This window comes from Rhodobacter capsulatus SB 1003, assembly GCF_000021865.1.
GTDB classification, from domain to species: Bacteria; Pseudomonadota; Alphaproteobacteria; order Rhodobacterales; family Rhodobacteraceae; genus Rhodobacter; species Rhodobacter capsulatus_B.
Window position 1 is genome coordinate 18,080 of record NC_014035.1, and the last position, 22,548, is coordinate 40,627.

Below are 22,548 nucleotides of genomic sequence, written 5' to 3' on the forward strand. Positions count from 1 at the left end.
TCAGGAATGACAAGGGGGGCACCGCGGCGGTCATGCCCCCGCGCGCTGCCGCGCCAGGGCGAGGAAGGCCGTGAACCCGGCCGAAGCATTGCGCCGCCCGGGGTAATAAAGGCTGAAGCCGGGGCGGTTCGGCGTCCAATCCGCCAGCAGCCGCACCATCCGCCCGGCGGCGATGTCCTCGGCCACATCCGCTTCGATGAAATAGCCGATGCCTGCGCCGTCGAGCACCGCGGCGCGGGCGATGGCGGGGTCATCCACCGTCAGCCGACCCCGGGCCTCGAAGGGCAGCGCCCGGCCGTCCTTTTCGAACGGCCAGCGCAGCAGCGCACCATTGGGCAGACGCACGCGCAGGCAATGGTCGGGGTCCAGATCGGCGGGCGAGAGCGGGGAGGGATGCCGCGCCAGCCAGCCGGGCGCCGCCACCACGGCATGGCGCGCGGGGGCGCCCAGCGGCAGCGCGATCATGTCGCGCGGCACCAGATCGGCGGGGCGGATGCCCAGATCGAAGCCCTCGGCGACGATATCGACCAGCCGCCCCTCGGTCACCAGATCGACCTGCATCTGCGGGTGGCTGTTCAGGAACTCCAGCACCAGGGGCGCCACGGCCCGCCCGCCCTGCGCCGAAGCATTGATCCGCAGCCGCCCCGAGGGGGTGTCGCGCTGCGCCCGGACCCTCTCCATCGCGGCGCGGATCTCGGCCAGCGCGGGGGCAGTGCGGGCGGCGAAATCGCGCCCGGCCTCGGTCAGCGACACGCTGCGGGTGGTGCGGTTGAACAGCCGCACGCCCAGATTTGCCTCCAGCCGCGCGATGGTCTGCGACAGCGCCGTGGTGGACAGCCCCAGATCCAGCGCCGCCGCGCGGAACGACCCACGCCGCGCGATCGCCTGCACCGCCTCCAGCGCCTTGAGCCCGGCCTCCATGATTGTCCCGATTCTGTCATCAGCAGATGCTGGATTATCCCGATTATCGGGCGGCGCGTCGAGGCTTATGCTGCGGTCAGACAGCACAGGAGCCCCCGATGATCCCCCTTCCCGCCCCGATCCGGACCTATTTCACCGCGCAGGCACCGCAGGAGGCCGCGGCCTTTGCGGCGGCCTTTGCCCCCGAGGCCACCGTCGAGGACGAGGGCGCCCGCCATCACGGCCCCGAGGCGATCCGGCAGTGGTGGCTGGCCACCAAGGCGAAATACCGCCACAGCGCCGAACCGCTGGAGATCACCGAGGAGGGCGACAAGACCGTGGTCCGCGCCCGTGTCAGCGGCGATTTTCCGGGCAACCCGGTGGTCTTGCGCTTCCGCTTCGGCCTGACGGGGGAGCGCATCCGCGATCTGAGGATCGGCGGATGACCGGCTTTCTTAACCTGCGGGGCAAACGCGCCCTGATCACCGGCGGCACCCAGGGCGCAGGCGCGGCCACCGTGGCGCTGTTTCGCGATCTTGGCGCGCAGGTGCTGACCACTGCCCGCAACCGACCCGAGACCCTGCCGGAGGCGATGTTCGTCGCCGCCGACCTGAGCACGGTTCAGGGCTGCGAGAGGGTCGCCAGGGCGGTGCAGGACCGCATGGGCGGGGTGGATGTTCTGGTCCACATGCTGGGCGGGTCCACCGCGCCGGGCGGCGGCTTTGCCGCCCTGGGCGAGGCCGAATGGCAGGCCGAGCTGAACCTGAACCTGATGCCCGCGGTGCGGCTTGACCGCGCGCTTCTGCCCGGCATGGTGGCGCAGCGGGCGGGGGTGGTGGTGCATGTCACCTCGATCCAGCGGCTGATGCCGCTGCCCGCCGCCACCACCGCCTATGCCGCCGCCAAGGCCGCGCTGTCGGTCTACAGCAAGAGCCTGTCGAAGGAGGTGGCGCCCGCGGGGCTGCGCGTGCTGCGCGTGGCGCCGGGCTGGATTGCCACCGCGGCGTCGATCCGGCTGGCCGGGCGGCTGGCGGAGGCCGCGGGCACCGACCTTGAGGGCGGCAAGCGGATGATCATGGACAGCCTCGGCGGCATCCCGCTGGGCCGCCCCTCGACCCCGGAGGAGATTGCAAGCCTGATCGCCTTCCTCGCCTCGGACCGCGCCAGCAGCATCACCGGGACGGAACATGTGATCGACGGGGGCACGGTGCCGACGGCCTGAGAGCTGGCGGCCCCGTGCGACGCTTCGTGTCGAAGACGCCACGGGCAAAGGCCGCATCACGCCTGACAAACCGAAAGGGGGCGACGTTACGCCGCCAGATCATCCAAGCTCACGCCAAGCGCGTCGGCCAGAGCGCGCAATGTTGCGATCGAGCCCTGCTTTCGGCCGGTCTCGATCTCGGCCACGGTGACCCGATTCACGCCCGATTTTTCCGCCAGCGCAGCTTGCGTCAGACCGCGCAGATCGCGGTAGACGCGCAAGGCGCTTTCGCCATTCAGAAGGCGGTTCGCATAGTCCGCCGGGATCAACTCGTCCTCTCCCGCCGCAAGCCGCGCCTTGGCGCGGTCATAGCTTTGCAGGTCGGCCAGATCCTCCGCGGCAGCAAGCAGGCGGTCATATTCTTCGCGCGGGATCGTCACCATCTCGGTCATCTCAAGCCCTTTCCGTCGCAGACGCCGCCGCGCGGCCCGATATCGAGAAGGACCAGAACATTGCCCTGATCATCCATGATCACCCGCGGGTCCCCCACCCTGAGCCGAATACCCTCCCGGCCTTTCAAGGGCTTCACGTTATTGGCCTGCGCGCTTGGGTCTTGCGCGTAAGCTTCGATCTTGGCGCGGATCAGCGCAGCGGTCGTCGAGGGCATCCGCCGCAAGGCCTTGATCGCGGCTTTCGTGGTGCTGATCTGCTTCATGATGTAGCTTTGGGCGACATTTCGGCCAAAGTCAAGCATAATGTCGCCCTGCGCGACATGCCTGGCCGACAGGCGCCGGCCAGGCAAAGGTCATAGATCAATCCCTTCCGACAGCGTCAGCGCATCCTCCAGATCGACCCCCAGATATCGAACTGTGCTGTCCATCTTGGGTCGTGGCCCAGAAGCAGCTGCACGGCGCGAAGATTTCCGGTCTTCTTGGTGATCTGCGCAACTTTCGTGCGCCGCATCGAATGCGTGCCATAGGCACTGGGCTCGAGCCCGATCGAAAGAACCCAGTCGCGCAGGGTCCGGGCATATTGGCGCGTCGAGAGGTGCGGGCTGGCGTGAACGCGGCTGGGCCAGAGATAGTCGTTGCCGATCATCTCGGGATCCTTGATCCACCGTTCAAGAGCCAGGCGCGTGATCTCGGTGATCTCGAAGCGGACGGGTTTTCGGGTTTTGCTCTGGGTCACCGAGGCACGTTCCTTGACGTGACCGGCGGCATAGATGTCATTCACCCTGAGGCCGACCAGATCGCAGCCCCTGAGTTTGCTATCGACGGTCCTGTTGAACAGGGCGAGGTCGCGCCGATTGTCGGCCATTTCCAATCGCAAGCAGATGGACCAGACGTGTTTTGGCTGCAGCGGAAGCTTTTGGCCGACGATGCGGCCCTTGTTCCACGGCGCGTGGGTCGGGCGAAGAGCGGGCAAGGTTTCAATGGCCATGACGGTACTCCCCTCCACCACGCCCGCCACATCCTCGGCTCCGCCGATCCGGAAGTGTAGCACCGATCCATCCGTCGTTTCGATCGATCGAGTGGGCGGGGAGCGGCTTGTGAGGGCGCGGCATCGTCCCGCGGCAATCGGCGATAGCGGCCGTTCGCGAGGTGGCTCGGGGAACGGCGCACTGCGCAGAGAACAGGCATGGCGCGCGGGACGGCACGCTTGGCGCGGCTGACGTGGGGCGCCTCAAAGCTGCCTTTCAACTGCGATCCGGCATTGGCCCGCACCTCAGTTCCGAACCTCGGCGAGGGTCTTTTCCACGGCCTTCCCGAGAATGCGTATCAGCGTCTTGCAGCCTCCCGAGTCTGCGGCTGAGGGTGTTCGAGCCGGTTTTTCCACGCGACGGGCATCGGGCGGCACCGGCATGGGCCTTGCGGTCGTGCGCAACCTGCTGTCCGCCCATCGCGGCGGGATCAGCCTTGCGACCTCCCGCCCGACCCGCTTTCGCATCACCTTTGACGCCGATCCGCGCATCTGACCCCACACTGCGCAGGGCCGGGCTTTTGCTCCGCCCCGCCCCGTGCCAGACTGGCGCCTCAGACACTCAGCCGAGGCCAAGATGTTCATCGCCCACCTGCCTGCCGGCTATCTTCTGTCGCGCCAGATCGCCAAGTCCCATCCTGCCAAAGGCGCCTTGATCGCGACCGGGCTTCTGGCCTCGGTCCTGCCTGATACCGATCTCTTCTGGTTCTATCTGGTATCGGACCGCCAGAGCGTGCATCACGGCTATATGTTCCACTGGCCGCTGTTTTGGGGGCTTATCGCAGCCCTTTCCTGGGGGCTTTCCCGCGCGCTGGGAGCACACGGCGCCGGTTCCTTCATCCTTGTGGCGCTGGCCAACCTGTTGCTGCATCTGGCGCTGGATTCCGTCGCGGCCGGGGTGGGCTGGTTGCGCCCCCTTTCGACCATCGAGGTCAACCTGGTCGAAGTGCCCGCACGTCACAACTGGTGGGTCTGGAACTTCGTGCTGCACTGGACCTTCGGCCTTGAACTTGCGATCATCTTGGCGGCGGGGCTGACGCTGCGTCGGGATCTCCTCCGCAGGCGCCCCGCAACCCCATGATCGCGTTCTGACCTGACGCAGCCCGACCCCGGCCGAGGGAAGGATGACCTCGCGAGGCGGCCGATCTCGGAAACGGTTCAGACGACAGACCGATGCTGCTGTCGCCGAGGCAACCCGTTCCGGCAAGCGGCGACATGGAGAAACTGGCCCACGCGCTCGACCGGTTGGGGGTCGCCTATTCCTGGCACAAGGTCGTGCCCTTCGTTGGCGATCTGATCCCCGAGCCTGAGGTGCGCAACCCGGGCTACGCGCCCGCCTATGTCATGGATATCTGCAGCACCGAGACCGGCTTGAAACTTCTGGAAACGAATTGCATCAATGCCGCCGGGTTCTATGCGGCCGATGTGATGAAGCTGGCGGCGGCGATCGACGCGCTTGGCTGAGCGGTCCGGGAGGGGCGAGATGGGTTTTGTCTTGCGGCATCTGCTGTTGTTCTTCCTGCCGATCGTGCTGGCGGTTGGGCTTGATGTTGCCACCGCACCGTTGCGGCGGCAGCTTTATCAGCAATCGGGCGTGTTTCTGCGCGATCTGTTCTCCAACGACCCGGAGCGTGTTCGGACAACGCTTGAGAGCCTAGGCCAGGGCGGCATCAGCCTGTCGGAGAGTCTTGACTGGGGCCTGCGCGCTGCTGTCGTGATCGGGTTTCTTGCCTTTTCACTGCTGATCCCGAAATCGGCCTCGTCACAAAGCGCCGTCAATTTTCTGACCACGCTTTGCGTCGGCTTCGGCTTTGCGAAACTCAATGGCGGCTTTGCCGGGCTGGACTGGGTTGAGCTGGGCCTTTGTCTGATCATCGGGCTGTGTCTCGCCGTTGTGGCGCTGACCCGAAGGCTGACATCTCTGGCCAGACCCGCCCGCTGAGCGCGTGGATCTTACAACTGGATGTGGATGTGATCGTCGTGCCGGGCGGCGGCGCAGCCCTGAAAGCGGATCTTGGACGCGCCCGCCCCGAATTTCGCCGCCAGATGCGGTTCCAGGAAGATCTTTCCGATCCGGGGATCGCGCGACAAAAGCCGCAATGCAAGGCGCATCCGCTCGGGCTCGGGGGCGTAATCGGGCCAGAGCGGTTGCAGCCAGTCAAGATCCCAGCGCAGGGTCGGAAAGCGCGGCGGGCAGGTTCTGGGCCCCGGCTCGAACGCGAAATAGCCCAAGGGTGACCGGGTCTGCCCGGGCAGGTAGCGGCCGTGATCGGCGTAATAAAACGCCAGGTCGAGTTTGCGGCCATCCTTGTGCGACAGATGCGGCAGAAGCGGAAAGCCGTTCAAAAACGGGAAGTTGCCATCAAGGGCAAGGGTCACGGTGCCGGGATGGGTCCGGGCCATTTCGGTCGCCATGTCCGTGGCGGCGGCCTTGAGCTCGGGGGCGACGTAATTGCGGTTCGCAAGGCAAAAGACCCAGGAGCGCATCCCCAGCGGCCCCTCGCCATGGCAGGTGATCGGCACCCGCCTGAAGTGCGGTGCGATCATCAGCGCCCCCAGCCAAAGCGCGGCGTACAGCAGCGCAAAGGCAAGAAGCTTGCGCCGAAACAGACGGCTGATCAGCCACGCCAGCCCGCCCAACTGCGTCAGCACCGTCAGCACGGCAGCCAGCGCCAGATGCCGGGCGGCGCGTCCGATCCTCATGCGTCCCTCAGCCCGTTCGGCACCAGCGCCGCCTGCATCCAATGCGTTTCGCTTTGCACATGGCCCGCGCGGACATATTTGCCCATCCGGCGCGGCATCTCGGCCTCCGAAAAGGCCGTTGCCACCCGCGCGACAAAGCCCTCCTGCCGCACCGGATCAAGCCCCGCCGCGATGGTTTCAAAAAGCCCCGGACGCCAAGGTCCGCGCCAGAGCACCGGCACCGGGGTGATGCCCAGCTCCTCGAACCGCATCAGGGTCAGATCCCAGGGTTGCACCTCGTCGCCCCGGATCCAGGCAAAGCCCAGAAACCACGCGGGCAGCGTGTCGTAGCCCACCGAATGGCGGGCATAAAGGTTCTCGCCGACGATCCGCTCGCCCTCGGCCAGCTGCGGCGCGATACCCGCGGCAAAGGCCTTGAGCCAATCGCGCGAGGGGTGGTTGCGGCTGTCGGGGCTGCGCGCATGGCACCCGCCGCGGTGCAGCGTGGTGTTCTCGCCGTCCATCTTTTCGGTGATCACCAGATCGTCGCAGATCAGCCCCTCGAGCGAGTTCATGATCTTGTCGTCGCTGCTGGCGCCGGGCGAGATCGGCAAATGAAAGGTGCGGGGATATTTCTTCGTCATGCGGCCAGAGTATCCGGATGCCACGAGGGCGGAAAGAGGCCTCAGAACGGCGCGAGCGTGGCAAGGAAACTCGGTTCGGGCGTGCATTCGCTTCCCGCGCGCTCGGTCAGCCAGTCGGGATGGGGCAGCGGGGTGAACCCCATCGCGCCAAAGGACCAGTTCCAGACCGACCAATCGGCATCGGCCTCGACGATCAGCACGGCGTGCAGATACCAGTGCGAGGTGCTCTTGAAGCCGGTCCGGGTGGTGTAAAGCGACAGGCCGCGCAGCTCGGCCCAGCTGTCGATGGGATGAGTATCCCCGTGGCGCGCGATGCAATAGGGATGGCCCGCCGCAATTTTCAGCGCCGAAACCGCGGCGGCAGGGACCGTCGCGAGCGACCAAAGGGCCAAGAGCGTCGGCAAGGCCATCAACAGGGCCGCGAGTTCGCCCGCCTCGGTGGCGCGGCCCAGCATCTGCAGGCCACCCACGACGGCAAGGGTCAGCATCAGCCCCTCGAGGAAGGCAAGGGCCGATCCGCCATCCATCATCGCGGCAAGAGTGAGCAAGACCCCCAGCACCGCGCAGCAGACCGTCAATGGCACGAGCACGAGGCCCGGCAGTCGCAGCCGCGCGTAACGCGCCAGAAGCGCAGAGACCAGCGGCAGGACGGGCGCGGCGACGATCGCGGCCACAGCCGCGGCGATGTCTCCCGGGACGCGCGGTCTGTGCAGCAAAGACAGCGGCGCCAGATCGGCATAGCCCGCGGCGATCAGCCCCGCCATGGCAAGGGGGATCCATCCCGTTCGGTGCTGCGCGGGAGCGGTCACAGCACCCGCCGCCCGGAAACAAGCGTGGCGTCGCCCGGGGTCCAAAGATCAAAGGCAAGCATCGGGGAAAGGGTGAAAATCGGCCAATCCGGCACGAAGCGGGGCGTGGCGCCCCCGGCGGCGATGAGGCGGCGGATGCGTCCGCCGCACCAGAGCCCGACCGCCCCGGGAAGGATGAGACGGATCGGCTGCTTGAACACCACGAAGGCCGCCATCGCCGGGAAGATCAGGAAGAGATGCGGGATCAGGCGCCGGAGATCCGCTTCGGGCAGCTTGCCAAAAGGCCGGTAAAGGGGCGGAAATCCGCCCAGCAGCTGGAGGGAGAGGATCAGGACCATCATCCCGAACATCAGGGCCGTTCCGAACATCGCACGCCTTTTCAATCCGTTACAGTCCTTGAAACCTCCCATGCCCCGCGCCAAAGTGCAATGCGGCTGATGCGATCGCGGATTGGCTTGCGGCCCGACCCTGCGGAATGTCGCTCCGCCGGGGCGTTTCACGGGCCATTGTGCAAAGGAACCGCGCGATGACACCTTACGCCGGCTGTCTGCTCTCGACGTTTTTCGACCCCTACGGCTGGGGGTCTGTCCTGATCGGGCTGGCCTTTGCTGTCGGCTTGGCCCGACGCGGCAGAGGGACGCTTTCGCTGATCTCGGTGCTTCTCGGGGTCGTCGCCGGGGCGTTGCTTGCAGCATTTCATTACAATCTCAACTGCGTGGAACTGTATCCCGGTTAGGGGCAAACCCGGCTTCGGTCGCTTCGCCTCGCCCGTTCGCGCGGCCGCAGACCGCGCCGGTTTGGAAAAGGCTTGTCGCGCAGGCAGGATCGGGTCATCCTCGGTCCCTCAGAACGTCCTGTGCGGAATTGATTTCAAAAGGTCTTTTGCAATGTCCCCCGCGCCCCTGTTCTGGATCACCGTCCTCGGCCTGCTGGCGGGCCTGCTCGGCCTGTCGGTAGCGGGCTGGCGCCATGCAAAGCCGGTGCAACAGATCGTGCTTGGGCTCGCCGGGCTTTTGGGCATCATGCTGACGCTGTCGTTCCTGTTTGCGCCGCTTGGCCTGCCGGTGGCAGCCTGTGCGCTGGTCACCTATGTCGCCTGCCGCCTCGTCGCGGGGCTGGCCAGCCGCGCGGCGCGGCTTGTGGCGGCGCCTCTTGCGTTTGGTTTGATTGCGGCCCCCTTCGCCGAACGGATCAGCTTCGAGATCCGCACGGCAAGCGCGCGGGGAGCCTATGCGCGGGGCTGGGCGGACCTTGCGCGGAAGCCGCTTGCGGTGCAGTTCGGCACGTTACGGCTGCAGCTGCCCTTTTCCCCCCAGATCCACGTGGCAACACCCTGCCCGCCCGGCGCAGCGGCCGCGCCCGGGGTCTGCGTCATCACGGCGCTCGACGCCCGGCCGCAGGCCCATGATCTGCTGCAGGGCGGTCCGCCCCCCGCCGCGCCGGGCCAACCGGCGCGGCTCGACCGGATCACGCTCGATGCCACGGACCCGGCGGGGCGGTTCGGGGTTGTCCCGGTTTCGTCGCTCGAGACAGCTCCGCCTGAAAGCCGGGCGCAATCGTGCGCGCGCCACCCCGAGGCCTTGGTGAGCCCCTGGTGCGCCGCGCCCCTTTCGCGCAGCGTGACCCTGCGCCCGGCGCCCCGCGAACCAGACATTGAAGAGATCTTGCTGCGCGACCATCTCCCCCTCGAGGGGATCACGCTGCCGCCCGATGCCACCGGCACCCCGGCACGGTTCACCTGTTCCGCCACGCGCGATGCGGCACGGCGCAACGACCCGACGCGGATCCGTTTCCGTCTGTGCCGACTGAGCTACCAGCCCCTCGCGGGGCTTGAGGCTGTCGTGGAATTTGACGGCATCGCGGATGCGGAGTTGCATGAAGCGGCGCCGAGGCTGATAGGAGAGTTTGGGCGTGGTTGAATGCCGCCCTCGGGGACCGGGGATGATCCCCGCAAGCGGAACAGATTTTTGGTCGCACTACCTGTACGCACGACCGCGCCACACATGGTCAGGGGTGGCTTTGTGTTCTCCACCCATATTCCTGCATTCATCGCGCCGCAGAGGGTGCCTCTACCTCCGGCTTGCGGGCAAGCAGGATGAAACGCGTGTATACCCTCGTCCTCAGGCGGTTGCGCAGGCCATTGGAGCGGCGTTGAGCCTTTGCGATCGGCTCATGCGGGATCTGCATCAGATCGACGAACCCCGCCGAACGCAGCATCGGCTCAAGCGCCTCAAGCGTCAGCCCGGCGCCAAAGGGCAGACGGCGCATGATCCCGGCGTGCCGATCGCCAAGTGCGCCGTGGTAGGTCGGATCGGGCGACAGCCGCTCCCACAGCGCCAGGAGCCCGGCCGCCCAATACCCGCGCGGATCGGGTTGCGCCCAGTTGCCGTCGTAGATCAGCAACCGCCCGCCCGGGCGCAAAACGCGAAACCAGTCCGCAAAAGCCTCCGCCGGGCGCGTCAGTGTCCAGACGAGGTGACGGCACAGGATCGCATCCTGGCTTTGCGCAGGTTCCATCGTGGCGTGAGCATCGGCGAGACGGAACCGCAACCGCGGTTTGCCCGCGTGCTTGGCCCGTGCGACGGCGAGCATCGGCTCGCAGAAGTCGAGCGCGGTGACCTCGTGGCCAAGATCGTGCAAAAGCCGCGTCACCTCGCCCGTGCCGCAGGCAAGCTCCAGCACCCGTTGCGGCGCGTCGCCAAGCCGGTGCATCGGGACAGCCCAGGCCTCGGCCTCGGCGCCGGGGGCGATCCGGTGGCCGAAAGCCAGGTCGAAGGTCGCGGCGCGCAGCCCCCAATAGGCGCGGATCTCCTCGGACAGATCAAAGTTGCTCATTGCGGATGCGTCGCGAGGATCGCCTCGAAACGGCTGCGCGCCCGCGCGGGCAGATCGGCGGGCAGCACCGGCGCGGGGGCGTCGCCCACCTTGATCAGCATGACCATGCCCATGGCGAAATGCGGGCTGCATCGGATGCCATAGCTTCCGGGAACGGTCAGGGTGACGCTGAAGGTTTCGTTGATCTTCGATTTGAACGGGATGGCGCCTTCGGGGATCATCCCCTCGATCGTGGCGGCGTTGTGACCGGGCTGGGCCGGAAGAAATCGCACCGTATCGCCCGGGGCAATGTGCAGGAAGGCGGGCTCATAGGCCATCGCCCCGCTCTCGGCGCGGTTGTACATCTTCACGTCATGTGTTTCGGCCAGCAGCGGGGCGGCGAACAGAAGCAGCGCAACGGCCGGGATGGCGGCAAGTTTCATCGATCAGTCCTCAAGACAATGGAAACGGAACAGGTTTGTGTTATCGGCGGGATCGGTCAGCACGGTGGCGCCGACCCGGAAGATCCGCGCCAGCCGCTCGGGCGTCAGCACCTGCCGCGGCGGGCCGCAGGCGATCATCCGACCCCCGGCCATCACCCCCAGACGGTCGCAGCCGATCGCCTGATTGAGGTCATGAAGCGCCACGATCACCGTGACCGGCAGGCGGGTCATCAGCCGCAGCAGCGACAATTGGTGGTGGATGTCGAGATGGTTCGTCGGCTCGTCGAGCAAGAGCAGCCGCGGCTCCTGCGCCAGTGCGCGGGCGATATGCACCCTCTGACGTTCGCCCCCCGACAGGGTGGACCAGAGCGCCGCGCCCATCTGCGCCATGCCGACCGCGGTCAGGGCCCGATCGACGATCGCACCATCCCGGGGGCCGAACGGATGCAACGCTGACAGCCAGGGGGTGCGGCCCAGCTCGACCGCATCGCGCACGGTCAGCGCCGCATCGGTCTCGGCCTGCTGCTCGACAAAGGCGAGCTTGCGGGCCACCTCGCGCCGTGACTGCCGGGCCAGCGGCACGTCATCAAGCCGCACCTCGCCCCTCGGATGCGGCAAGAGCCCGGCGATCAGCCGCAGCAGGGTGGACTTGCCGGAGCCGTTCGGACCGACCAGCCCGAAGGTCTCGCCCGGACGGATATCCAGCGTGACGCCCTCGACAATCGGGCGCCCGGCGCTGGCCCAGCCCAGATCCGTCGTGGAAACCTTCATCTGCGCCCCCCGTTGCGGATCAGGATAAGGGCGAAGCCCGGGGCGCCGACGAGCGCGGTCACGACCCCGATGGCGACGACCTGCCCGGGGATCAACATGCGCGAGGTGATGTCGGCCGCGATCAGGAACACCGCGCCCGCCAGCGCCGCCCCCGGCACCAGCGCCCCGTGCCGCGCCCCCACGGCAAAGCGCACCGCATGCGGGATCACCAGACCGACGAAGCCGATCGAGCCGACAAGGCTGACCATCGTCGCGGTCATCAGCGTCGTCGCGCCGATCAGCACCAGCTGCACCCGACGCACCGCAATGCCAAGCGCCGCCGCCGATTGCGCGCCGAATACAAAGGCATCCATCGCCCGGACATGCCAGAGACAGACCAGAAACCCCAAGGCCGCCGCAGGCGCGGCCAGCGCCACATCCGGCCAGCGCACCCCGGAGAGATTGCCAAGAAGCCAGAACATGATCCCCCGCGCCTGTTCGGCATTGGCCGATTTCGCGATGAAGAAACTCGTCAGGGCGTTGAAGAGCTGCGATCCCGCGATCCCGGCCAGCACCAGTTGCGCGGGCCCCCCTCCGGCGGCCCGGGCCAGCGCCGCGACCAGCCCGAAGGCCAGAACCGCGCCGACGAAGGCGCCCCCGGACAGGCCAAGCGCGCCTCCGCCCACGCCAAGGATGGTCACCGCCACCGCCCCGGTCGACGCGCCGGCCGACACGCCCAGCAGGTAGGGATCGGCCAGCGCATTGCGGATCAGCGCTTGCAGCACGACGCCCGAAAGCGCCAGCCCGGCGCCGCAGCCCGCCGCCACCAGCGTGCGGGGCATCCGGTAGTTCCAGATGATCGCCGCATCGATCGGATCGACGGGATGGCCCGCGTTCCAAAGCTCATTGGCCAGAACCGCCGCCACCGTCGAAACCGGCAGCGGCGTTTCGCCGATGACGACCCCCGCAAGGATCGCCATCGTCAGCACGGCAGCCCCAAGCATCCCTCGCCACAGGAGAGACCGGGCACGCCAGCCGGAAGCTGCCGCCGCCATCATTTCAGACCGAATGCCGGCAGGGCTTCAACCAGCGTCTCGAGCGCGGTGACGTTGCGGATCGAGGGATCCATCGCATGGGCATCCAGAATGACGATCCGGTTGTTCTTCACCGCATCCATCTGGCGCGTCACCGGATCGGATTTCAGGAAGGCGAGTTTCTTTTCGTAATCATCCGCCTCGAAGCGGCGCCGGTCCATGCGGGCGATGACGATCACCGAGGGATTCGCCCGCGCGATGGTTTCCCAGCTTACGGTCGGCCATTCCTCGTCGCTCTCCACGACATTCTTCAGCCCCAGTTTCTCCATCATGTAGCCGGGCGGCCCTTTGCGGCCCGCAACATAGGGGTCGACATCCATCTCGGCCGAGGAAAACCAGAACACCGCCGACGCGTCATGCAGATCGAGCGCCCGGGCCTTTTCGATCGCCACGGCCTCGCGCGCCTTCAGATCGGCGACAAGCGCATCGGCCCGGTCCGAAACGTCGAAGATCTGCCCCAACTGGGTCACGCCCGCATGGATCGAGGCCATCTCGAACATCGCGCTGCGGGTGCCGTCGGAGCCGGTGCTGTTGTCCTTTTTCCAGCAATCGGCGGGCAAGACATAGGTGGGGATGCCGACATCGGCGAACTGTTCCCGCGTGGCGACGATGCCTTGCGGCCCCACATGCCATTCGTATTGCACGGCGACCAGTCCCGGCTTTTTCGCCACGACCGATTCAAAGCTCGGGTCATTGTCGGCCAGCCGCGCGACGCGGGCATTCGTCTCGCGGAACTCCGGAAGGACCTCGGTGAACCAGACCGAGGTGCCGGTCACCTTGTCGCCAAGGCCAAGCGCATAGAGGATCTCGGTCGCGGCCTGCCCCACGGTCACGACGCTGTCGGGCGCCTTCTGAAAAGTCAGATCGACACCGCAGTTCTTCAGCTGCAGGGGATAGGTGGTTTCGGCCATGACGGGCGACGCGAAGCCGGTCGCGCAGGCAAGCGCGACAGTCAGGGAACGGACAAACATGAAAAGTCTCCGGATGTCAGGGCAGCCGGGGACAGATCAGGAAAGGTCGGCCATGGCGTGTTCCTGCGGCACCCCTGCGGGCCGCGCACGAACTGGCTGGAGGGTGCGCAAACGCACCCAAGGGCAAAAGTCATTCGACACCTCCCCGGACACCCCGCCCGGGCCGCATTGCGTTTCGACGTGTCGGCAGGTCTCCTGACTGGCGGGTCATCGAGGTTTCGCGGCCTTCCCATGGCATGCGCCACAGTGACTTTGGGTGCGAAACCCCTCGCCGCCTACAGTTGCGGGGGCAGTTCCGGTTCGTCAGACGCTTCTGACAACGGATTCCCTTTCAATTCCTTTCGGAAACCGACGCCGCTGGTTACCCCGAACGTGGCGGAACGGCAAGCGCGAGAAGCGAAAAACCGTTGTTTCTGCTGCAAATTATATCTCGGACAGATCGAACCTCGCGCTTCGGCGGGTCCATCCCCCGAGACGGCGGGCGGGCAGAGCGGCCCCGATGATCGAGCGGTTTCGTGATCAGAGGCCCTGCGCGCGATCCCTGGTGACGACCGTCGGCTTGCGCCCTGCGGGCGTCGCGATCATGGCGCCGCCAAGGATCAGCGGGCCGGCGATCAGGAAGGCCGTGCCGGGGCGTTCGGCGAAGAAAAGCATGCCCGCGACGGCCGCCCAGAGGATCGAGAGATATTCGTACGGGGCCAGCGCCGCGGCTTCGGCATGGCGGAACGACAGCGTCATGAGGATATGCGCGACGCCCCCGGCAAGGCCTGCCCCAAGAAGCAGGGCGAACTCGGCCGGGTGCGGCCACACCCAGCCCGCGGGCACGGTCGCAAGCCCGGCCGCGGCCGAGACCACGGCGAACCAGAAGGCGATCGCCCCCGCCTTTTCCCCCGCCAAGGTCAGCCGGCGCACCTGAAGCAGCGCTCCGGCTGTCAGCATCGCGGTGGCAAGGCCCAGCGTCCCCCCCAAAGCCGCGCCCGGCGGAAGCCCGCCCGAGAAGGCGGGCAGGCAGAAGGCCGCCGCCCCCGCCAGCCCCAGCCCGACGCCGCCCAGCCGCCTTGGACCAAGCCTTTCGCCCAGCATCCCCCACCCGAGCAGCGCCAGCACGACCGGCGCGAGATAGGACAGCAAGGTCGCCTCGGCCAGCGGCAGATAGCGCAGCGTGGCGAAAGAGGTGAACATCGCCGCGGCCCCCATCAGGCAGCGGGCGATGTGGCCGAAGGGGCGGCGCGTGGCAAGCCCCCGGGGGAAGTCGCCCGTCCACCACAGAAAGAGCACCAGAGGCAGCAGCGCCACCGCCGAGCGGAAGAACACCACCTGGCCCAGCGGAACGGCGTCACCCAGCGCCTTGATGCAGGCGGTCATCGCGGCGAAGGCGAGGGTGGAGCCGATGCGCAGCGCGATGCCGAGCGGCTCGCCGCTCAGCCGCGGCCGAGGGGTCGTCAGACTGCCCATGCGGATCGGTCCCTTTCGCTTTCAGGCGCGGAAACGGATATGCGGCGGCCCGGCCGTTGTCGAGGTGGCGATCTCTGCCTCCACCCGGAACACGGCGCGCAGCAGCTCGGCGGTCAACACGGCCTCGGGCGTGCCGCAGGCCACGACACGGCCCGCCTCCAGCACGACGATCCGGTCGCAGAACATCGCGGCGAGGTTCATGTCATGCAGCGCGATGATGCTTGTCAGATCAAGCTCGCGCACCATGCGCAGGATCGCGATCTGATGATGGATGTCGAGATGGTTGGTCGGCTCGTCAAGAAACAGGATGCGCGGCGCCTGGGCCAATGCCCGGGCGATGTGGACCCGCTGCTTCTCGCCGCCCGAGAGGGTCTGCCAGGGCTGCGCGCGGCGCCCCTCCATGTCGACGCGGGCCAGCGCCGAGGTGACCGCCGCCTCGTCCTCCGCCGACCAGCCCGAGAGGGCGGAGCGGTGCGGCGTCCGCCCCAGCCGCACCACGTCGCGGACCGAGACATTGCTGTCGGTCGCGGCGCTTTGCCGGACGAAGGCCAGCTGCCGCGCCAGCGCCCGGCGCGGGAGGCGCGCGATATCCTGCCCCTCGATCTCGACGAAACCGGCCTGCGGGCGCTTCAACCCGGCAAGCAGCCGCAGCAGCGAGGACTTGCCCGAGCCGTTCGGCCCGATCAGGCCCAGCGTCTCGCCCCGCGCCACATCAAGCGAGACATCCGCGACGATGGTCCGCTTGCGGATGCCCCAGGTCAGATTGCGGGCGGCGATGGTCATGATTGCGGCCGGGAACGATAGAGGATGATGGCGAAGAAGGGCACGCCGACCAGGGCGGTGACGACGCCGATGGGAATGGTCTGCTGCGCGACGATCACGCGCGCGGCGATGTCGGCCAGCACGAGGAAGATTGCCCCCGCAGCCGCGCAGGCCGGGATCAGCCGCAGATGCATCGGCCCGACGATGAAGCGTGCCGCATGGGGCACGACAAGCCCGACGAAGCCGATGGCGCCAACCATGCTGACGATGGTCGCGGTCATCATCGCCGTCACGCCGAACAGGATCAGGCGGATGCGCGCCACCGGCACGCCAAGCGCCGCGGCATCCTCGTCGCCGAAGGTGAAGGCGTCAAGCGAACGTGCCATCAACAGGCAGATCGCAAGGCCCGTCATCACGACGAGGATCAGAAGCTGGAAATCCGGCCAGCGCACGCCGCCGAAGCTGCCCAGCAACCAGAACATCACGTCGCGCGCCTGCTGGGCATTGCCCGAGGTGGTGACGATATAGGAGGTCAGCGCGTTGAAAAGCTGCGAGGCGGCGACCCCCGCGAGGATCGTGTGGTTCGGCCCGCTGGTCGCGCCGTTCGACAAAAGCGCCACCAGCGCGAAGGCAGCGAAGGCGCCCGCGAAAGCCCCCATGGGACAGCGACAGCCCGCCCGGCCGATGCCCAGCACGATGACCGCCACCGCGCCGGTCGAGGCCCCCGCCGAGACGCCCAGCACGAAGGGTTCGGCCAGCGGGTTGCGCAGCAGCGCCTGCAGGATCGCGCCGCAGATGGCCAGCCCCGCGCCCGCCAGCGCCGCGACCAGCGCACGGCTCAGCCGCAGGTCCCAGACCACGCTCTGCTCGATGCGCGGGATCTCGGCGGTCGTGAGGCCCAGCCCGTTGCCCACCGCCAGCACGACCGTGCCAAGCGCAATGGCATAATCGCCGACGGTCATCGCCACCGCGACGGCAAGACACAGAACCAGAAGGGACACCGTCAGAAGCAAGAGGAATTTCCCCGCCCCGCTTCCGGTCTCGTCACGAATGCTCACGGCAGGTCGAAGGAACGGAGCTGGTCTGCCAGTTGCTCGGCGCCGTAAAGCGTGCGGATCGAGGGGTTCATCGCCGCCCCGCTCATCACCGCGATGCGCCCCGCCTTGACCGCCTCCATCTGGCTGACCGCCGGATCGGAGGTCAGCCAGGCGATCTTGGTGTCGGCCCGGTCAAGGTCCCAGCGGTTGCGGTCCACCTGCGCGGCGACGAAGACGGTGGGATTGGCGGCCATGATGCCTTCCCAGCCCAGGGTCGGCCATTCCGCCTCGGTCCTGATCGCGTTGGAGCCGCCAAGCAGATCGGCGATGTAGCCCGAAGGCCCATGGCCGCCGCCCAGATAGGCATCGTCGGCAGGCGAGGGGCTGGAGAACCAGAACAGGAAGGTCAGATCCTCGCGCGGCGCGAATTCGGCGCGCAGGGCGGCCTCGCGGGCCTTGAAATCGGCGATCACCGCCGCGCCGCGCTCGGCCACGTCGAAGATGCGCGCCATGTCCTCGATCTCCTTGTAGAGGAGGTCCATGGACCACAGATCCTTGCGGACACCATAGGCAGAGCTCGCCGCGCTGCCGTTCGCGCTCTGCGTGTCGGCCTCGGTGGTGCAGGCACTGGGCGAGAGGTAGGTCGGGATGCCGAGCGCTTCCAGATCTTCACGCTTGGTGACCTTGCTGTCGGGCCCCATCAGCGTCACCAGCATGGCAGGCACGAAATCGGGCTGCTGCGCCAGCACCGCTTCAAGCGTCGGGAATTCGACCGTCAGCACCTCCACCTTGTCATGCGCCGCGGCCAGCTCCGGCAGGACGCTGTTCGGCCAGAAGGCGGTGGCGGCCATGCGATCCTCGAGCCCCAGCAGGAGCAGGATCTCGGCGCTGTTCTGCCCCAGCGCCACGGTGCGCTCGGGTGCTTTCGCGAAGGTCACCTTTTGCTCGCAATTCTCGATGGTGAGGGGATAGCTCGTCCGCTCGGCAAGCGCGGCGGAGCAAAGGCAGGAGAGGGCGACGCCACCCAGAATGGCGGTCTTGAGGGGCAACATGGGGGAGGGTCCGGTTTCCGAGTGAAAGAGTCGATTTTCACTATCCCCGCAACCCGCGGAACTCAAGAGTGTTTCACTCAGGAACTGCGGGCGAAACAGGGGCTTTGTTGCACAACGCCGACGTGCGGCGGTGTGGCACCTTTTGCCCCCGACTGGAGGGTGACCGGCGGCCTGCGCTATCAGCGCGACGACGTGGAGCGGCGCGGCACCACCAGCTTCACGCCCGAGGTGCTGGATTACGACCGGAGCTTCGATGCCTGGCTGCCGAAGCTTGCGCTGACCCATGACCTGAACGACACCACCAGCATCGGCGCGATGGTCAGCAAGGGCTACAACCCGGGCGGGGTGACGCTTGGCTTCGTGTCAAGGCAATATGTGACCTTCGAGCCGGAAACGGTCTGGAACTACGAGCTTTTCGGCCGCACGAAGCTGTTTGACGAGCGGCTCGACCTGACCGGGAACCTGTTTTACAGCCGGATGAAGAATGCGCAGCGCTATGTGACCTCGGTGATCGAGGGCGGCTATACCGATGCGGTGACCGTCAATGCCGACAAGGCGGAATCCTACGGGATGGAGCTGGGCTTCAGCTTCGCGGCGCGCGACGACCTGACCCTGCGCGGCAATCTTGGCCTTTTGCACACCGAAATCGTCAGCTTCGAGAATGCGCTGGCCGATTACGAGGGGCATGAATTCGGCCGCGCGCCCAGCCGCACGCTCAGCCTTGGTGCGGATTGGGCGATCCGTCCCGATGTGACGCTGGCGGGCACGGTGCGTTACACCGACGCCTATTTCTCGGATGACACCAATGCGACGGCGCTTCTGATCGACGCGCATACCGTGGCCGATGCCCGCGTGACCTGGACCCCGCGCGAGGATCTGTCGCTTTTCGCCTATGTGAACAACATCTTCGACGATCGTTCGGTGACCAACCTGCGGTCGCTGCAGGGATCGCTGCAGGGCACCGTGGTCGATCCGCGCTCGGCCGGCGTCGGCCTGAAAATGACCTTCTGACCGACAGCCCGGCCCCGGGACGCTCTTCGGGGCCGGGCGAAGGCGGGCATCCGCCGGATCAGGGCAGCAGCGCGCCGTTCAGCCGGTTCTGGGCGTGGATCTGGATGAAGACCTCGAACATATGCGCATCAAGGGGCGCGGTACCACCCGACAGCGCCGCCTCGACCAGATCTATCGGGATTTCGCTGTGCGGCATCGAGGCGGTGATCTGGTCGCGCACCGCGGTGATCAGCGCGCGCGGGGTCGCATCGCCGGGGGCGCGCAGGCAATGCGCGGTGACGGTGGTGAAATAGCCGATCGTGTCGAACCAGGCCGGATCGGTGCGGCCCGCGGCCGAGGTGCCGATGGTCAGCGCCTCAAGCCCGGCCAGCCGCTGCAGCGCCACAGAGATCGCCGCATAGACGGTGTTGAACAGCGAGGCCGAGCAGGTCTTTGCCAAGGCATGCAACCCGGCGCAGACCGCGGGCGGCACGGCGATTTCGCACCAGCCGCCCGCCGTCGCATCCTCCGGGGCCGCATCCTCGGGGGTCGCGGGCCGGGACGCTGCGCCCGGGGCACGGATCGGCTGCGGCGGCGGCGCGTCGCGCAGAGCCGTGACCCAATGTTCCAGCGACCGGGCGTCGATGCCGGCACTGGCCCGGGCGCGAGCAAAAGCGTGAAACGGTGCGACCGGTCCGGCCCAGTCGGGGGCCCGTTCCGCCGCCCGGGCGGCATAGGCGCAGGCCAGCTCGGCCATCATCAGGTTGAGCCTGACCTCGCCCCTCAGGCCTTCGCGGCGCTTCCCGCTGAATCGTCGGTCTTGGCTACAACGCCGAGGGGCAACTGATCCGGCCGTTACATCGAGGAGGCGGACCGGATCGACCGTCAGGAAACCGGCGCGGCGCGGGCCGAGCGGGCGGCCCATCTGAAGGGGCGATACCATGGCATTCGTCAGCAGATCGAACGTTTGCTGGCGATGGAAAAGGCGCTGGACGATGCGCCGGACGGGCAAATTTCGCTGACCGACCCAGATGCCCGGGCGATGGCAACGCGCGCGCAGCACAGACGCTATTGGCGCGGCGGGTGTTCAAGCTGCGAAATCAAACGCCGTTGCACGACGATCCATGAAGGACGGGGGGCTCTGAACGACGGGTTTCGCGGTGGGAACACGAGCATCTGGTCGAGGCATCGGATGCGCGCCGACGCAGCGCCGGCGCGCCGATGCGGGTGCGAAGATCAACCGTCGAGCACCCGTTCGGCACGATCAAGGCCTGGACCGGGTCCTGCCATTTCCTGACCAAGCGGTTTCAAGGGGTGGGCACGGAAATGGCGTTGAACGTGCAGGCCTACAACATCAAGAGAATGATCTCCTTGGTGGGCATGCCGAGGTTGGTGGCTGCAATCCAAAGGTGATCGCGGGAAAATCGGCGATCTCAAGCCCGAGAATGGCGCCTTTTGAGCCCGAAAAGGCCCTCAAAACAGGGGTTCGGAGAAATTGGTTCTGAAAACCGCCGGAACGGGGCAGAGCGCCTACGATTTGAAACCAAAATCTGAGTTTTCACACAGCCTCGGCCGGTCGCTTCCTGTCTGAGCGCTGCGGTGCAGCTTCACGAGACCGGCCATTCGTCCATCGTGCAGCATTTCGGAAGGTGAAGGTTGGCTGCGCGGGCGAAGCTGCCGTTGCCGGCTCATGAAACGCAGCCTATTGGTATCCTTGGTTTACGCGAGGATTTCATGCGCCTGCTTACCCTACTTCTGCTATCTCTTCCTGCATTGGCAATGGCCGAACCGGTTCACATTCCCGGACCGCAGGGTCAGCTTGAGGCGGAAATGGTCGCCGTCGATAGGGCTGGTCATGTGATCATCATCATTCCTGGGTCGGGTCCGACGGACCGGGACGGAAATTCGCCGCAGATGGGCCTCTCGACTGACACCTACAAGTTACTGGCCGAGGCATTTGCCGAACAAGGCATCGCCTCATTGCGTATCGACAAGAGGGGGTTTTATGGCAGCGCCGGGGCTATTTCCGATCCCAACAATGTCACTATTCGTGCGTATGCCGAAGATGTGCGCGATTGGGCAGCATACGCCTCAAGTGTCGCACCTTGTGTATGGCTTGCCGGGCATTCCGAAGGTGGACTGGTGGCCCTTGTGGCCGCCCAAGACGCGCCGGAAAATCTCTGCGGCTTGATCCTTCTGGCAACGCCGGGGCGCCCGATAGGGCAGCTCATGGTCGAACAGTTCAAGGCCAATCCGGCAAACGCTCCTTTGATGCCTGAGATCGGCGCCATCGTAGCTGATCTTGAAGCGGGCGAGGCCCGCGATCCAGATTCCATGTCCGCGGTGCTGCGTCCGCTATTCTCTTCGGGACTTCAGCGCTACATGATCGACCTCTTCTCTTATGACCCCGTAGAGATTGCCAAAGAATGGAACGGCCCCGTGCTGATCGTCCAAGGAAGCGAAGACACGCAAGTCCGACCTCGCGATGCCGATCTTCTGGCCAGTGCGCTGCGTCAGTCCCAACGGATCAATCTTGTCCGGGGAACGCATATGCTGAAGACAGCGGTCGCCGGGAAACCCTTTGCCACATATACTGACCCATCTCTCCCTCTCTATGAAAATCTCGTGCCCGGCATCGCCAGCTTTATGGACGAATCTGCGCGTCCCGACTGACAACTTGGGGCTCGGAGCTGACCTCTGTCTCGCCGCAGCATGCCCCGAATCGCGGACATCTCGCGACGTCGAGATCGGCCCTAAGCCGCCGGTCGAGGCCATGTCTTCGCCGCAACGCAGCTGGCTCGAAGCGGACGGTCAACATTCGATACAGCAAAATCTTGAGCGAACGTCGCTGAGGCGATCTGGATACGGAACAGGCTCAGGGGGCCAGCTTCAGGCAAGGGGCATCCGGCGCGAAGAACCGGGTCGCATCATGGCTGGTCTCGATCAGGGCAAATCCCGTTTCCGCCCGGCTTCGCTCCAGAAAATCCCTGCTGCGCGCGAGGCTCTCGGGGTCGAGCCCCGAGACAGCCTCGTCCAGGATCACAAGATCCGGCCGGATCGCCAAGGCGCGCAGCAAGGCCACCCGTTGCGCTTGCCCCTTCGACAAGAGCGGCGCAGGCAGCGCGGCACAGGCGCCAAGACCCAGCTGATCCAGCGCCTCTTGCAGCCAGACCGTCTGCGGCCGGGGCAGCGGCAGGGCGACGTTGCCCCGCGCCGAAAGGCCGGGGATCAACCTTGGCTCGGCAAAGGCGAAGCCGATGCGAAGCCCGGGCTTGCGGATGACCTCGCCGCGAACCGGGCTGGGCAGACCCGCAAGATGGCGCAACAGAGCCGTCTTGCCCGCGCCGCTGGCGCCGTTCAGGCGCAGGCTTTCCCCGGGGCCGAGCGTCAGCGCCAGCGGACCGAAAAGCGCGCGCTGATGCCCCGGGGGGCACAGGCCGAGCGCGGTTGCACGGATCAGCATGG

General features: G+C 66.7%; 27 protein-coding genes, 3 pseudogenes and 1 riboswitch. Of the genes and pseudogenes, 11 read left to right on the top strand and 19 right to left on the bottom strand.

What is annotated here, in order from left to right:
• Positions 1-30: 30 nt before the first annotated feature.
• The gene (locus tag RCAP_RS17615; RefSeq protein WP_013069256.1) at positions 31-921 is read right to left on the bottom strand and encodes a LysR substrate-binding domain-containing protein; all 891 of its coding nucleotides are present in this window, start codon (positions 919-921) and stop codon (positions 31-33) included.
• A 101-nt stretch (positions 922-1,022) separates the two neighbouring features.
• Here RCAP_RS17615 and RCAP_RS17620 point away from each other — a divergent pair, with 101 nt between their 5' ends.
• Together RCAP_RS17620 and RCAP_RS17625 are read left to right on the top strand one after the other, a co-directional pair.
• A complete protein-coding gene (locus tag RCAP_RS17620) occupies positions 1,023-1,346 on the top strand; it encodes a nuclear transport factor 2 family protein (protein WP_044033737.1) in 324 nt (107 codons plus the stop codon).
• Positions 1,343-2,122, top strand: coding sequence for an SDR family oxidoreductase (locus RCAP_RS17625; protein ID WP_013069258.1), 780 nt, complete (start codon positions 1,343-1,345; stop codon positions 2,120-2,122). Before RCAP_RS17620 ends, RCAP_RS17625 begins: the two co-directional genes overlap by 4 nt.
• A gap of 86 nt (positions 2,123-2,208) precedes the next feature.
• On the opposite strand, the gene RCAP_RS17630 is transcribed toward RCAP_RS17625, so the two are convergent.
• The 3 genes and pseudogenes from RCAP_RS17630 to RCAP_RS17640 all read right to left on the bottom strand — a co-directional run bounded on the left by RCAP_RS17630 (position 2,209) and on the right by RCAP_RS17640 (position 3,541).
• Complete coding sequence (locus tag RCAP_RS17630) at positions 2,209-2,553, bottom strand: helix-turn-helix transcriptional regulator (RefSeq protein ID WP_013069259.1); 345 nt, start codon at positions 2,551-2,553, stop codon at positions 2,209-2,211.
• Positions 2,550-2,816, bottom strand: a complete 267-nt coding sequence (locus RCAP_RS17635) for a type II toxin-antitoxin system RelE family toxin (RefSeq protein WP_044033738.1) — start codon at positions 2,814-2,816, stop codon at positions 2,550-2,552. The genes RCAP_RS17630 and RCAP_RS17635 overlap by 4 nt, the downstream gene beginning before the upstream one ends.
• Positions 2,817-2,906: 90 nt before the next feature.
• Positions 2,907-3,541, bottom strand: a pseudogene (locus RCAP_RS17640) (tyrosine-type recombinase/integrase).
• 331 nt (positions 3,542-3,872) lie between these two features.
• Here RCAP_RS17640 and RCAP_RS20225 point away from each other — a divergent pair.
• The 4 genes and pseudogenes from RCAP_RS20225 to RCAP_RS17655 all read left to right on the top strand — a co-directional run bounded on the left by RCAP_RS20225 (position 3,873) and on the right by RCAP_RS17655 (position 5,522).
• Entirely contained in the window at positions 3,873-4,076 is a 204-nt protein-coding gene (locus RCAP_RS20225; protein ID WP_148214871.1) for an ATP-binding protein, read from the top strand.
• 81 nt (positions 4,077-4,157) lie between these two features.
• On the top strand, positions 4,158-4,661 hold the full coding sequence (locus RCAP_RS17645; protein ID WP_013069263.1) for a metal-dependent hydrolase: 504 nt from the start codon (positions 4,158-4,160) through the stop codon (positions 4,659-4,661).
• 236 nt (positions 4,662-4,897) lie between these two features.
• Positions 4,898-5,044, top strand: a pseudogene (locus RCAP_RS19980) (ATP-grasp domain-containing protein); the annotation flags it as partial.
• Between the two features lie 19 nt (positions 5,045-5,063).
• A complete protein-coding gene (locus RCAP_RS17655; RefSeq protein ID WP_013069265.1) occupies positions 5,064-5,522 on the top strand; it encodes a hypothetical protein in 459 nt (152 codons plus the stop codon).
• A gap of 11 nt (positions 5,523-5,533) precedes the next feature.
• Here RCAP_RS17655 and RCAP_RS17660 read toward each other — a convergent pair whose 3' ends face one another.
• From RCAP_RS17660 to RCAP_RS17675, 4 genes are read right to left on the bottom strand one after another with little or no spacing between them, the layout of a single operon-like run.
• Positions 5,534-6,283: a hypothetical protein gene (locus tag RCAP_RS17660; protein ID WP_013069266.1), complete on the bottom strand. Its 750-nt coding sequence runs from the start codon at positions 6,281-6,283 to the stop codon at positions 5,534-5,536.
• Complete coding sequence (locus tag RCAP_RS17665) at positions 6,280-6,906, bottom strand: RNA ligase family protein (protein WP_013069267.1); 627 nt, start codon at positions 6,904-6,906, stop codon at positions 6,280-6,282. Before RCAP_RS17665 ends, RCAP_RS17660 begins: the two co-directional genes overlap by 4 nt.
• Positions 6,907-6,947: 41 nt before the next feature.
• Positions 6,948-7,670 (bottom strand): hypothetical protein, encoded by a 723-nt coding sequence (locus tag RCAP_RS17670; protein ID WP_023925871.1) that lies wholly within the window; start codon positions 7,668-7,670, stop codon positions 6,948-6,950.
• Positions 7,671-7,711: 41 nt separating this feature from the next.
• Complete coding sequence (locus RCAP_RS17675; protein ID WP_131725974.1) at positions 7,712-8,215, bottom strand: hypothetical protein; 504 nt, start codon at positions 8,213-8,215, stop codon at positions 7,712-7,714.
• Positions 8,216-8,241: 26 nt separating this feature from the next.
• Between RCAP_RS17675 and RCAP_RS17680 the strand changes: the two genes are divergently transcribed.
• Together RCAP_RS17680 and RCAP_RS17685 are read left to right on the top strand one after the other, a co-directional pair.
• Complete coding sequence (locus tag RCAP_RS17680) at positions 8,242-8,451, top strand: hypothetical protein (RefSeq protein WP_013069270.1); 210 nt, start codon at positions 8,242-8,244, stop codon at positions 8,449-8,451.
• A gap of 151 nt (positions 8,452-8,602) precedes the next feature.
• Complete coding sequence (locus RCAP_RS17685) at positions 8,603-9,634, top strand: hypothetical protein (protein ID WP_013069271.1); 1,032 nt, start codon at positions 8,603-8,605, stop codon at positions 9,632-9,634.
• A 127-nt stretch (positions 9,635-9,761) separates the two neighbouring features.
• Here the strand turns inward: RCAP_RS17685 and RCAP_RS17690 are convergent, their stop codons facing one another.
• From RCAP_RS17690 to RCAP_RS17730, 9 genes are all read right to left on the bottom strand, one after another.
• Positions 9,762-10,550, bottom strand: a complete 789-nt coding sequence (locus RCAP_RS17690; protein WP_013069272.1) for a class I SAM-dependent methyltransferase — start codon at positions 10,548-10,550, stop codon at positions 9,762-9,764.
• Positions 10,547-10,972, bottom strand: a complete 426-nt coding sequence (locus tag RCAP_RS17695) for a pseudoazurin (RefSeq protein ID WP_013069273.1) — start codon at positions 10,970-10,972, stop codon at positions 10,547-10,549. Before RCAP_RS17695 ends, RCAP_RS17690 begins: the two co-directional genes overlap by 4 nt.
• Positions 10,973-10,975: 3 nt before the next feature.
• Positions 10,976-11,743: an ABC transporter ATP-binding protein gene (locus tag RCAP_RS17700; protein ID WP_013069274.1), complete on the bottom strand. Its 768-nt coding sequence runs from the start codon at positions 11,741-11,743 to the stop codon at positions 10,976-10,978.
• Positions 11,740-12,780, bottom strand: coding sequence for a FecCD family ABC transporter permease (locus tag RCAP_RS17705; protein WP_013069275.1), 1,041 nt, complete (start codon positions 12,778-12,780; stop codon positions 11,740-11,742). The genes RCAP_RS17700 and RCAP_RS17705 overlap by 4 nt, the downstream gene beginning before the upstream one ends.
• Positions 12,777-13,787, bottom strand: a complete 1,011-nt coding sequence (locus RCAP_RS17710) for an ABC transporter substrate-binding protein (protein ID WP_013069276.1) — start codon at positions 13,785-13,787, stop codon at positions 12,777-12,779. Before RCAP_RS17710 ends, RCAP_RS17705 begins: the two co-directional genes overlap by 4 nt.
• A gap of 168 nt (positions 13,788-13,955) precedes the next feature.
• Positions 13,956-14,155, bottom strand: a riboswitch (cobalamin riboswitch).
• A 151-nt stretch (positions 14,156-14,306) separates the two neighbouring features.
• Complete coding sequence (locus tag RCAP_RS17715; protein WP_013069277.1) at positions 14,307-15,242, bottom strand: DMT family transporter; 936 nt, start codon at positions 15,240-15,242, stop codon at positions 14,307-14,309.
• Between the two features lie 21 nt (positions 15,243-15,263).
• Entirely contained in the window at positions 15,264-16,025 is a 762-nt protein-coding gene (locus RCAP_RS17720; RefSeq protein ID WP_013069278.1) for an ABC transporter ATP-binding protein, read from the bottom strand.
• Complete coding sequence (locus RCAP_RS17725; RefSeq protein ID WP_013069279.1) at positions 16,022-17,062, bottom strand: FecCD family ABC transporter permease; 1,041 nt, start codon at positions 17,060-17,062, stop codon at positions 16,022-16,024. The genes RCAP_RS17720 and RCAP_RS17725 overlap by 4 nt, the downstream gene beginning before the upstream one ends.
• Complete coding sequence (locus tag RCAP_RS17730) at positions 17,059-18,093, bottom strand: ABC transporter substrate-binding protein (RefSeq protein WP_013067069.1); 1,035 nt, start codon at positions 18,091-18,093, stop codon at positions 17,059-17,061. Before RCAP_RS17730 ends, RCAP_RS17725 begins: the two co-directional genes overlap by 4 nt.
• A 132-nt stretch (positions 18,094-18,225) precedes the next feature.
• On the opposite strand from RCAP_RS17730, the gene RCAP_RS17735 reads away from it, so the two are divergent.
• Positions 18,226-19,104 (top strand): TonB-dependent receptor, encoded by an 879-nt coding sequence (locus RCAP_RS17735; protein ID WP_013069280.1) that lies wholly within the window; start codon positions 18,226-18,228, stop codon positions 19,102-19,104.
• Positions 19,105-19,162: 58 nt separating this feature from the next.
• On the opposite strand, the gene RCAP_RS17740 is transcribed toward RCAP_RS17735, so the two are convergent.
• Complete coding sequence (locus RCAP_RS17740) at positions 19,163-19,843, bottom strand: condensation domain-containing protein (RefSeq protein ID WP_013069281.1); 681 nt, start codon at positions 19,841-19,843, stop codon at positions 19,163-19,165.
• Positions 19,844-19,936: 93 nt separating this feature from the next.
• Between RCAP_RS17740 and RCAP_RS19985 the strand changes: the two are divergent.
• Both RCAP_RS19985 and RCAP_RS17750 read left to right on the top strand, forming a co-directional pair.
• Positions 19,937-20,496, top strand: a pseudogene (locus RCAP_RS19985) (transposase); the annotation flags it as partial.
• A gap of 321 nt (positions 20,497-20,817) precedes the next feature.
• Entirely contained in the window at positions 20,818-21,756 is a 939-nt protein-coding gene (locus RCAP_RS17750; RefSeq protein ID WP_013069282.1) for an alpha/beta hydrolase, read from the top strand.
• A gap of 202 nt (positions 21,757-21,958) precedes the next feature.
• On the opposite strand, the gene RCAP_RS17755 is transcribed toward RCAP_RS17750, so the two are convergent.
• Positions 21,959-22,546: an ATP-binding cassette domain-containing protein gene (locus RCAP_RS17755; RefSeq protein WP_050759995.1), complete on the bottom strand. Its 588-nt coding sequence runs from the start codon at positions 22,544-22,546 to the stop codon at positions 21,959-21,961.
• Positions 22,547-22,548: the final 2 nt, after the last annotated feature.

Coding starts and splice junctions, on each gene's coding strand:
- RCAP_RS17615 (WP_013069256.1), bottom strand. CDS start 921: ATGGAGGCCGGGCTCAAGGCGCTGGAGGCGGTGCAGGCGATCGCGCGG.
- RCAP_RS17625 (WP_013069258.1), top strand. CDS start 1,343: ATGACCGGCTTTCTTAACCTGCGGGGCAAACGCGCCCTGATCACCGGC.
- RCAP_RS17630 (WP_013069259.1), bottom strand. CDS start 2,553: ATGACCGAGATGGTGACGATCCCGCGCGAAGAATATGACCGCCTGCTT.
- RCAP_RS17635 (WP_044033738.1), bottom strand. CDS start 2,816: ATGAAGCAGATCAGCACCACGAAAGCCGCGATCAAGGCCTTGCGGCGG.
- RCAP_RS20225 (WP_148214871.1), top strand. CDS start 3,873: ATGCGTATCAGCGTCTTGCAGCCTCCCGAGTCTGCGGCTGAGGGTGTT.
- RCAP_RS17645 (WP_013069263.1), top strand. CDS start 4,158: ATGTTCATCGCCCACCTGCCTGCCGGCTATCTTCTGTCGCGCCAGATC.
- RCAP_RS17655 (WP_013069265.1), top strand. CDS start 5,064: ATGGGTTTTGTCTTGCGGCATCTGCTGTTGTTCTTCCTGCCGATCGTG.
- RCAP_RS17660 (WP_013069266.1), bottom strand. CDS start 6,283: ATGAGGATCGGACGCGCCGCCCGGCATCTGGCGCTGGCTGCCGTGCTG.
- RCAP_RS17665 (WP_013069267.1), bottom strand. CDS start 6,906: ATGACGAAGAAATATCCCCGCACCTTTCATTTGCCGATCTCGCCCGGC.
- RCAP_RS17670 (WP_023925871.1), bottom strand. CDS start 7,670: ATGGCGGGGCTGATCGCCGCGGGCTATGCCGATCTGGCGCCGCTGTCT.
- RCAP_RS17680 (WP_013069270.1), top strand. CDS start 8,242: ATGACACCTTACGCCGGCTGTCTGCTCTCGACGTTTTTCGACCCCTAC.
- RCAP_RS17685 (WP_013069271.1), top strand. CDS start 8,603: ATGTCCCCCGCGCCCCTGTTCTGGATCACCGTCCTCGGCCTGCTGGCG.
- RCAP_RS17690 (WP_013069272.1), bottom strand. CDS start 10,550: ATGAGCAACTTTGATCTGTCCGAGGAGATCCGCGCCTATTGGGGGCTG.
- RCAP_RS17695 (WP_013069273.1), bottom strand. CDS start 10,972: ATGAAACTTGCCGCCATCCCGGCCGTTGCGCTGCTTCTGTTCGCCGCC.
- RCAP_RS17700 (WP_013069274.1), bottom strand. CDS start 11,743: ATGAAGGTTTCCACGACGGATCTGGGCTGGGCCAGCGCCGGGCGCCCG.
- RCAP_RS17705 (WP_013069275.1), bottom strand. CDS start 12,780: ATGATGGCGGCGGCAGCTTCCGGCTGGCGTGCCCGGTCTCTCCTGTGG.
- RCAP_RS17710 (WP_013069276.1), bottom strand. CDS start 13,787: ATGTTTGTCCGTTCCCTGACTGTCGCGCTTGCCTGCGCGACCGGCTTC.
- RCAP_RS17715 (WP_013069277.1), bottom strand. CDS start 15,242: ATGGGCAGTCTGACGACCCCTCGGCCGCGGCTGAGCGGCGAGCCGCTC.
- RCAP_RS17720 (WP_013069278.1), bottom strand. CDS start 16,025: ATGACCATCGCCGCCCGCAATCTGACCTGGGGCATCCGCAAGCGGACC.
- RCAP_RS17730 (WP_013067069.1), bottom strand. CDS start 18,093: ATGTTGCCCCTCAAGACCGCCATTCTGGGTGGCGTCGCCCTCTCCTGC.
- RCAP_RS17740 (WP_013069281.1), bottom strand. CDS start 19,843: ATGATGGCCGAGCTGGCCTGCGCCTATGCCGCCCGGGCGGCGGAACGG.
- RCAP_RS17750 (WP_013069282.1), top strand. CDS start 20,818: ATGCGCCTGCTTACCCTACTTCTGCTATCTCTTCCTGCATTGGCAATG.
- RCAP_RS17755 (WP_050759995.1), bottom strand. CDS start 22,546: ATGCTGATCCGTGCAACCGCGCTCGGCCTGTGCCCCCCGGGGCATCAG.